General features: G+C 24.5%; 8 protein-coding genes. 4 read left to right on the plus strand and 4 right to left on the minus strand.

Going from position 1 to position 9228, the window contains the following annotated elements; translation table 11 throughout:
* Window positions 1–796: 796 nt before the first annotated feature.
* The 3 genes from MBFIL_RS00185 to MBFIL_RS00195 all read left to right on the plus strand — a co-directional run bounded on the left by MBFIL_RS00185 (window position 797) and on the right by MBFIL_RS00195 (window position 5315).
* Entirely contained in the window at window positions 797–1408 is a 612-nt protein-coding gene (locus tag MBFIL_RS00185; protein ID WP_066970213.1) for a DUF3800 domain-containing protein, read from the plus strand.
* 1274 nt (window positions 1409–2682) lie between these two features.
* Entirely contained in the window at window positions 2683–3585 is a 903-nt protein-coding gene (gene argF / locus MBFIL_RS00190) for an ornithine carbamoyltransferase (protein ID WP_066970216.1), read from the plus strand.
* Between the two features lie 134 nt (window positions 3586–3719).
* On the plus strand, window positions 3720–5315 hold the full coding sequence (locus tag MBFIL_RS00195) for a hypothetical protein (RefSeq protein ID WP_066970219.1): 1596 nt from the start codon (window positions 3720–3722) through the stop codon (window positions 5313–5315).
* A 41-nt stretch (window positions 5316–5356) separates the two neighbouring features.
* Here MBFIL_RS00195 and MBFIL_RS00200 read toward each other — a convergent pair whose 3' ends face one another.
* From MBFIL_RS00200 to MBFIL_RS00215, 4 genes are all read right to left on the minus strand, one after another.
* Window positions 5357–5917, minus strand: a complete 561-nt coding sequence (locus tag MBFIL_RS00200) for a hypothetical protein (RefSeq protein WP_245637433.1) — start codon at window positions 5915–5917, stop codon at window positions 5357–5359.
* A gap of 157 nt (window positions 5918–6074) precedes the next feature.
* Entirely contained in the window at window positions 6075–6311 is a 237-nt protein-coding gene (locus MBFIL_RS00205) for a hypothetical protein (protein ID WP_066970222.1), read from the minus strand.
* A 186-nt stretch (window positions 6312–6497) separates the two neighbouring features.
* Window positions 6498–7454: a hypothetical protein gene (locus tag MBFIL_RS00210; RefSeq protein WP_066970225.1), complete on the minus strand. Its 957-nt coding sequence runs from the start codon at window positions 7452–7454 to the stop codon at window positions 6498–6500.
* A gap of 6 nt (window positions 7455–7460) precedes the next feature.
* Entirely contained in the window at window positions 7461–8441 is a 981-nt protein-coding gene (locus MBFIL_RS00215; RefSeq protein WP_084266235.1) for a hypothetical protein, read from the minus strand.
* Window positions 8442–8783: 342 nt separating this feature from the next.
* Here MBFIL_RS00215 and MBFIL_RS00220 point away from each other — a divergent pair.
* On the plus strand, window positions 8784–9228 hold a 445-nt coding region (locus MBFIL_RS00220; RefSeq protein WP_157078598.1), incomplete at its 3' end, for a hypothetical protein.

Consider the following 9228-nt stretch of genomic DNA (forward strand, 5'->3'; position numbering starts at 1 on the left):
ACAATTTAATATTATGGTTTTAAATATTTCGTTATCTTTTTAATTAAGCTTTAATTTTCTTTATTTTAGCTATATGGTATGAAATTAATAATATATAAATATTTAAAATTAAATAGTCATGACACTAACAATAACTATCCATCAGTTCGATTTTTCAAATCCATAAATTTGATCAAAACTATTTCATGAAGTAAATATTTTAACATAGTAATTCTATATAATTCTATGAGAATGGTAAAGTGCTAATGGAAGATCAGATTATGAAGGAATTGTAAATCCTGTATATGTCTATACTAAAATCAAAACAAAGAGTGTCTTCCTATTAACATCTTACATGGAATATTAAATATCTTATAATTTCATGAATGAAGTTTTTAATTCCTATGGGGAGAACAAGAGAAAGCATCCAACAATTAGAAGATAAAATAAAGAAAAACAATAATGTTTTGGACAGGATAAATTTAGAGTTGCAAAATATTTAAAAAAATATCTAATGAAACCTTGAAAAAATTAATAATTCACTTTCCAAAAAATACATGCAAAATTATACATATTTAATATAAATTTAAAATAAGCATATACTATTTATTAAAAAAGAAAATAGCTTCATATTAAACTAGAATTATCTTAAAAATAGCTAATAATTGTGTTCATTGCCTCATAGACACTTTTACTCACTTAAGAGCTCGGCCACCATGGGTAACTCTGATCTATGAGGCCTTACTTTAAACAACAATATTAAATATAGTTAAACTAACATATAAATATTGTTATTGTAAACTTATTTGGTGGTTTTATGGAATACTTATTTTTAGATGAAAGTGGTGATATGGGGTTAAATGATAACAATTACTTTATTATAAGTATTCTAAGATTTGATTCGCATGATGAATGTTGTAAATTAAATAAAATAAGGAATAAAATATTAAAAAGGAGATTTAGAAAAGAAATATTGACTCATAATGAAATTAAATTTAATGCAATCTCTCACAAATTAAAAACTCATGCTTTAAATGAATTAAATAAACTTGATTTTAATTCTTACTCTATAATTATTAATAAAAAAGATCATAATAATTTAAATTTATTTAAAAATAATAATAAAAATGAAATTTACATTGATATTGTCTTAGAATTATTAAAAAAAATTGAGTTAAATAAGCCATTTACAATTAGAATGGATAAATTTTTACCCTCAAAATATATTGATAAATTTAATCATGAGTTTTTAGATAAATTTCAGGAGTCTAAGATTTATCATAGTAATTCAACTAAGTATATTGGGATTCAGTTTGTAGACTTGATATCTGGGAGTTCTTTTCAATATTTTGAGAGAAATAATTCTGAATTTTTAGATATATTTGAAAATAAGCATTCTTTTTATTATTATAAAAAGTATGGAATTTGATAATTTTAATTCTATCATCATGGGAATAATAACAGTTTTAAACATTAATTAAAATAAAAGCTATGGAAAAAATAAGTTATTATCCTAAAAGAATATCTTTGATTGTTTGTAGGGACTTAATGGATCAAATGGAATGTTGAATAGTAACATTTGACAAACATTTTGATTTAAATAAGAATATAAAAACAGTGTATTGATTATTAAATCTTAAAAAATTGTTTCATAATTCTGTTTGGTCTTAAATTTTACCATTAAATAGTCAAATATACAAACACGTACTGAGAATTGTGGAATCATCCTATGAACTTAATAAAAATTTATTGTATACAAAACTTATACATCATTTTAAAAACAGCATATCTAACAAAACATTGTTCTATTTATTGTTAAAAATAAGTTACATATAATGTCTAAACAAATAGTATATAATGTATATAATTATTTTTTCATCTGATTTTGACAGACCAAATAATATAACAAGAATACATTAGTTTAAAGAAACATGTTTAATTCTTAAATTTTCTAAAAAAAGTATATTTATATGATCAGCTAATTTTATGATGCAATTTGCATATTGAATTAAACTTTAAAAGTATTTGGCAGAAGAAAATCCTTAATTAACTGTATTCATTAAAAGGCTGAGATTTTAACAATGACTATTTAATTGTTGAAGAAATATTACTATTGTATAAATACGTTAATTAAGGATATATTGTTTCATATAACTTTATTAATAGTTCTATAGTGATTTTGGAGAAACATATTTATTAAAAGAACTATGTTTAATATTTATGTTTTTGCTACTGTGTGTTATCAGTAGACTAATATGTACTTTGTACTATCTCATATATAAAAGTTTAGGTATGCCTAAAAATTTAATAAATTCTTATTGTTGATATCATATATTTATCTCTATAATAATTATTTGTTCAGTCAATTTATTATTTTAGTATTTAATAGCTATTTGATAGTTTATATGTCCATATAATCAATATAAAAAATTAATTATTATAAATTGTACTCTTTAAAACTAAAGTAAATGAAACTATTAATATTATTAAATACTAAAATAAAACTTTAATAAATTTAATTTTAATAAATTTAATAAATAAAATTTAAACATAATAATAATTTTTAAATTAATAACACGAATAAAATTGTTAATATTAATAACTATAATTGTTATATTAGCAGATTATTAATTTAAATTCATGATTAACATAATACTTAGTATTTTATTTAAATCCACAGGACTACCTAAAGGAGTAGCTAAAATGAAAAGTCTCTTGTCAATACTTGATATAAAAAATGAAATTGATGAAATATTAGAACTAGCTAAACAGTTTAAAGAAAGTAAAGTAAAAGATAAACCACTTGAAGGGAAATCACTAGCTATGATATTTCAAAAATCTTCCACTCGCACAAGAGTTTCTTTTGAAGTTGGAATGTATGAACTTGGAGGAAATTCATTATTCTTATCTGCAAATGAGCTTCAAATGGGTAGAGGAGAACCAATAGCTGACACCGCTAAAGTATTAAGTCGATATGTTGATGGGATAATGATTAGAGCAGTTAACCATCAAGATGTTGTAGAATTTGCAGAAGAAGCAGATGTTCCATTAATCAGCGGTCTTACAGATTTAGAACATCCATGCCAAGTATTAGCAGACATGCAAACTGTAAAAGAATATAAAGGAAATTTTGATGGTAAATTCACCTATGTTGGAGATGGGAACAATGTATGTAATTCTCTTCTTTTAATATGTGCATGTTTAGGAATGGATATTTCAATAGCTACACCAAAAGGTTATGAACCAAATAAAGAGATTATAGCAGAAGGGGAAAAAATAGCTAAATCAACAGGTTCAAATATTTTAATCACTGATGATGTAAAACTTGCTGTAAAAGATAGTGATATAGTATATACTGATGTGTGGGTTAGCATGGGTGATGAAGGCCAGGAAGAAAAACGAAGAAATGACCTAATAAAATACCAAGTAAACAAAGAACTCATGGAATTAGCACATCCAGATGCAATATTTATGCATTGTCTTCCAGCTATTCGAGGGGAAGAAGTAAGTGCTGAAGTTATTGATGGACCACAATCAGTAATTCTTGAGCAAGCAGAAAACAGATTACATGCTCAAAAGGCAGTTCTTTACTATCTATTACATTAATAAGGTTAATTAATATGCTCTATCATCATGCTCTATTAATTGGACTTTGTTAAAAATGTTTATTACTATTAATCATTTATTATTAATCATTTATTATTAATTATTTATTATTAATATTGCAGGTGGGTATTTAGTTGGGTATTTTAGATATATTAAAAACTAATGATCGGTTTATTAAAGAATTAGTAGGTCATGATGATCATTTTGGTAAATTATCTAATGAAAATATACCTAAGAAATATAAAATTAAAATAAGGGAAGCAGTTTTAGAAAATTACTATGATGTAATGGATAAAAAAGAAATTAAAGAATTATATAGCTATTATTTAAAATTAAGCTTTATTAATATTTTAGCATCCGAATTTGATGATTCATTAAGTAGTTTGGAAAGGAAAAAAGTCAAAATAATTATTAAAAAGTATTTTGAAGACAATAAAACAATTGATGAAAATATCCAGTTCTTCTACAGATTCAAAGAATTAGTTCTTAAATTTAAAATAGCTTATGATGTATCATCAGCAGAATACAAAGATTTTAATAATCAAGAGAAAATATTAATGTTTCAAAAGGTTTTAAACCACGTAATAAATTGGAATGATGATTTTACACTTTACACCAAAAATATAATCAATGATGAAATTGGAAAACTAAGTTATATTAATACATTTGTGGGAATTGGGAAGGATTTTGGTCTTCTCAGCTTAGATGAAGGATTATCACTTGAAGACATGATAACAATACGAGAAAAGCTATGGAATCAATTTAAAGAAGGAATAATTGAAAAGGAAATTCAAATTAGCTTTTTTAAATATTACTATGATGTATTAAAGTCTAAAAAGAACTACGAATTAGTAAAAGATCTTGTTGGTCACTATGATATGCTTGGAAATGGAGGAAGCTTTGGTTCTCTTACAAATTATCCTGTTCTTATAAATGATGATAACAATCTAAACATGATAGGAATTCAAAAAAGGTTAAGACAGTATTCTCTTAAAACCCCACGAAGAAAAGAAGAAATAGAAAAAGCATTTAAAGAAGAATCTGATAAATTAAATCTCGTTAATGACTTAGTTGGTTCTGGGCTTGTATATGGGACAGTATTAAGTAGAGAAAACTTTGATGATGATTGTAAAAACATAATTCAAAAGGAATTAACTGATTATCTTTGGTATGACAATGTAACCACAGATGATATTAAAAATAAATATTCTCAATTAATAAATAAAGCTTCGCTAATGGGTGAAGATAAATTTAAAGTTATTTTCATATTAGTTGGACTTGGAAATAATTATGGTGATTTTTTATCTAATTTAGAAGTTCCATATTCAATCAAGGATCTTATAAAAAGTAGTGTAACTAATTTAGCAAAAACAGAAATATCTAAAGCAGAACTTGCAGATAGATACAATAATATTATTTTGTCCTACCCAATATTTGATAGTATTTCACCAATTGATAAAATAGCTATTTTTGGAAACTTAGATGACCTATCAGATGATAAAAAGAAATATATCACTAATAGCTTAGGTCAAACATGGCTATATGGAGTTAGTGAAATAAAACTCATTGAAAAATTAAATGAACTATTAAAAGAAAATATTCAATTTAATGTTACAAAGCTAAGAAATTATATTCACACAAATCATCCAATGTTTAAAGAAATTTATTCATTTAAAGATGCAATTTACATCCCAAATAAGGAAATAAATAGAACAAGTAAGTTAAACTAATTAAACTAAATGAAGACAAATAATATAATTAATCTTTTATTTTAATAGCTATTTTGTATTTTCTCTTCAATTAAGGAATATCTATATTCTGTTCTTTCTATTGGATCTTTAGAAACATTGCTATGGGAAGGAATTTCGATAAGCTTGTTTTTTTGGTTCTCTTTATTTTCTTCTGATTTAGCTATTTTGTCAACATCTAAATAATCAGGATAAACAATAAAATCAGTATCATCATTATTAATAGCTATTTTAAAACCCATATCTTTAATAATATCTTCTAAAAACTTTGAATAAACTTTAACTTTAATTTTAGAATTGAATTTTTTGAATTCTTCTTTTTCATTATCATCTGTCCATTTATTAGCTATTTTATAATTTGAAAATATATTAGCTATTTTTTCATCAATATCTTCTAAAAATTTAGGATTATCACTGTATTTCCCTACTTTTTCAATACTTTCTTTTATCTGATTAAAAGTATTAAGTTTCAATACTAATGACATGCGTTCAGATTTTTTTTCAGACATTAATATGTTTAACTCTCCTTCTTCTAAATCAGGATTTTTATTAACTTTATAATCGTCTATTTGACAAAATTTCAATATTTTCTCACACATTGGAGTGGTTATAATTATCACTTGAAACATTCCTCATTGATTAATTGATATAATAGGTAGTGTAAAATTTACATAAGATTTTTAATGAAAAATTAAAATCATTCTTAAGAAGATTAGAGCATATATAATGGAATGATATGGTTTACATGTAAAAATAATTTTTGAAATGAAAACTCACACATAAATTTACAGTGGAAGGCATATATTCTTGGAATTCTTTAAAAGCTGAAGGATTTTCATTTTTTAACTTATTTTCCCTTTTTATTCGCTGTTCAGGAGTTAATCTATTAAGAACAGTCCTTCCGACCATGTTCCCAAACATACCATATCTTCCTTCACCAAGCCTAATATTTTCAAGATATTTGCTTATATAATTCATTCCTATTTAATCAACTACAATGATATTTTATTCATGTTTAATCCTTTATTAATTTTATAATTCGACGTTTTATATATTATCTACTCTTTTATTTTTTAAAATTATTAATTTTTGCTACTATTTTAATACATATTTATGAATATTGATTTATAGTGTATTAGATAATTAATTTTGTATCATTCACAATCAATACCAAACCTTAAAAACAAAATAAGCATTATTTAACTTAAAATATTCATATTTAATATCATCTACTCCAATATCTTTTAAGTCCAAACCTTTGGGGATTGCAACTAAATAGCTTTCAAAATTAGTTTGATTGCTTGGTTTGATATGCATCCATATCTTCTTTTCATTTTCTCCATTAAGTTGGTAATTTAGATCATTGTTTAGGTGTATTGTCTCATAAACTGATTTTTCAATTAGGTTTCTGTTTTCTGGATCATTTAAACTCCAATAGCTATTTGTATTAATAAGTTCTGGACTGGATACTAGATAGTAATTCATATTTGTTAGATTATCATGAGTTATGGCTATTGCTTTGCAAAAATAGCTATTTTCATGTGTATGGTTTTCTATGGAGTTTATACAAAGTTCTTTATGGTTATCATAGCTATTAAAACTTAAAAGAACATTTTCACTTAGATAATCACACTGAATAGTTCTATTTACACTTGCAATTTCACTTACACTGTTTAAATTTTCATTAATATTTCCTATTGTAATTGGCTCTATATTTGAATTTAAAGGATAAATAGCTATTGTACTTTTAATATCATTATTAAATATTCTTTTATTTACTAAATTATCATAGTCTCGACTTAATGCAATCAGTTTTCTAAATGAAATAGTGTTTAATATTACTTTATCTTTTTTTAATGCAAGTCCAGGTATTGTATTCGCGTGAATAGATTCATATTCCCATTTATCAGGAGATCCTGGAGTTTTAATCAAGTTATCCACTGTTTCTATAGCTATTTTTTCAATTGATCCTCTGGCGACATGATCATTTATTTTTTCATTTGTTTGATCCATTATATTTGCTGTTATTCCTACTATAAGTACTAAAAATACAATAGCTATTAACATGTCTATTGTAAAGAGATTTCCTTTATTATCTTCCTTTAAATATTTGATAGTCATTTTAATCTATCCTAATCCATATTTTGCTTTATGACTATCATCTAAAATAATAATATTATTTAGGCTATTTTCTTCTCTGTAAAATACAATGCTTTCTCCAGGATAGCTATCATATCCAAAGATAACATGGTCTGATGCTGAAGTAGATTTGATTAATGTATTACTTGAGGATTTATTCACAATTATAAATGTTTCCATTCCATAATGGTAGCAATAGCCTTTTCCTTCTAATCTACATAGATAACAACTTCCATCTGCACTTTCATGGTAATATCCATTGTCTACACAGTTCTTCATTGTTACTCCAACTCCATGCTGGATGTAAGGATCATAAGGACAAGGCTTTATAGTAGCTGGAGATGTTGCATTTATGTATTCTTGGGGATTTGTTGTATTTTTAGCATTTAGGTAATTAAAAAGAGAATTTCCATAATTATACTTTCCATTTTCATCTATTGTAAAGTTGGAGTCATTTCCACAGATTAGCGGAGGTAATGGATCTTTTAAACCAATTATTGATATATTATTTTCAATTATTTCTTGATATTCTTGATTATCTTTCACTCCACTTAATTCTGTTTTTATTGTTATGTGAAATGGGTCTTCATTGTTGTCTACATATAATACACTTGCTTTTATTTGAGTATTACTATTATTGTAGTATTGATTACTTTTTTCATCTAGTTTTTCCTGTAATTTTTTCTTTATTTCTTCTCTACTATCACTAATAGCTATTTTAGTCTCTATAGCTTCTTCTGATAAGTTTTCTATGGTCTCATATCCTATGATGCCTATATTTCTTCTATAATCTTCAATTTCATAGTTAAATGAGTTACTAGCTATTGAATTTGTGTTTATTTGGGAGGAATCTATTGATAAATTCAATATCATAATAGCTATTAAGATTATGGGAATTATAAGAAGAATGCTTCCAATTGCAAAGATATTTCCTTTATTATCTATACTTAATTTTTTAATAATTTCCATAATTTTAATTATTAAAAATTAGCTTAAAAATATTACTTAAAAATAAGATGAATTTTGATTTAATATTAAAAGAAATTAAAGAAAAATTTATGCCTCATGCACTTTCTCCATTACAAACTTTTATATGTTTCATTGATTATGTAAAAATTTTGCCTCCTGAGAAAGTTAACATTATTATATTATTATATATTAATTGATGAATTGCATACTCAATTATTAGTATATTTTAGTCAATAATACCAATAATCATATGAGGATTCGTATTTAATAATTTTCTTTTTATATGTATTATTTTTTTTCTTTGGTATTTTTATTTATGTTTGATTGTTTATATATTTTTTTATGAGTTTTAATAGTAGTATTCGTAAGTGTTTTAGGTTTGTGTTGAAGAAGTTGAATGTTTGGGAGAGTAGTGGTAAGTTTAGTGTTGATTTTGATTATTTGAGGTCTGTTGTTCGTGGGGATTTTAGTGATTTGTGGAAGGAAGGTCTTAATTTTAATATTAATAGTCCTTTTAATAAAGAGCTTTTGTGTTGTGATTTGGAAAGAATGGTTCGCGCATTAGATGATGGAGAAAGTGTGAATCATTTTAAGACTCTTTTTCTTCTTAACTCTATGAATAATGAAAATGAAGAGTTGTTAGAATTGAAAGAACATAAGAATATGCTGAATTGTGAAATATATAGATCAATACTGGAATCCATGTACAATCACCAGTGCAGAGGTAGACCACATCATGATGTTACTTTAATGTTTAAAATCATGTATTTACAGGCTAAATATAATT

It is taken from the genome of Methanobrevibacter filiformis, from assembly GCF_001639265.1.
GTDB classification, from domain to species: Archaea; Methanobacteriota; Methanobacteria; order Methanobacteriales; family Methanobacteriaceae; genus Methanacia; species Methanacia filiformis.

Bases quoted from the DNA above. Each gene is read 5' to 3' on its own strand.
- MBFIL_RS00185 (WP_066970213.1), top strand. From the start codon at position 797: ATGGAATACTTATTTTTAGATGAAAGTGGTGATATGGGGTTAAATGAT.
- argF (WP_066970216.1), top strand. From the start codon at position 2,683: ATGAAAAGTCTCTTGTCAATACTTGATATAAAAAATGAAATTGATGAA.
- MBFIL_RS00205 (WP_066970222.1), bottom strand. From the start codon at position 6,311: ATGAATTATATAAGCAAATATCTTGAAAATATTAGGCTTGGTGAAGGA.
- MBFIL_RS00210 (WP_066970225.1), bottom strand. From the start codon at position 7,454: ATGACTATCAAATATTTAAAGGAAGATAATAAAGGAAATCTCTTTACA.
- MBFIL_RS00215 (WP_084266235.1), bottom strand. From the start codon at position 8,441: ATGGAAATTATTAAAAAATTAAGTATAGATAATAAAGGAAATATCTTT.